General features: G+C 63.6%; 1 protein-coding gene. It reads right to left on the reverse strand.

From position 1 onward, the window contains the following. The coding region (ribD, locus tag ACR1XY_RS24985) for a bifunctional diaminohydroxyphosphoribosylaminopyrimidine deaminase/5-amino-6-(5-phosphoribosylamino)uracil reductase RibD (protein ID WP_480597591.1) at positions 1-500 on the reverse strand (500 nt) is incomplete at both ends.

The following is a 500-nucleotide window of genomic DNA, read 5'->3' on the forward strand; positions in this document are numbered from 1 at the left end:
TCTGCCCGGGCGGTACCTGCGCCAATCATCACCGCGTCATGGCGCGCGCGCATCGCGTGAACGGCCCGACGCGCCCCGGGACCTGTAATCCACTGGCTATGTCCGCTTGCTGTTGCAATCCGGCCGTCGAAACTGCTGGCCAGTTTCAAGGTCACAAAAGGCCGGCCCTGTTCGGTTTTCAACAAGAAACCCGCCAGGTCGTATTCCGCCTGTTCAGCCAGAACACCCGTCACAACGTCGATCCCTGCCGCGCGTAACATCTCAAAGCCCTGCCCCGCCACCCGCGGGTCACTGTCTTCGATAGCAGAGACCACGCGCGCCACGCCGGCCGCGATCAAAGCCTCGGCGCAGGGGGGTGTCTTGCCATGATGGGAACAAGGTTCCAGTGAGACGTAGGCTGTCGCACCACGGGCATCTGGCCCGGCTTGTTTCAGCGCTTCGGTTTCAGCGTGTGGGCGTCCACCGGGTTGGGTCCACCCACGACCGATGATCCGGTCATC

Source organism: Ruegeria sp. AD11(2025), from assembly GCF_056542405.1.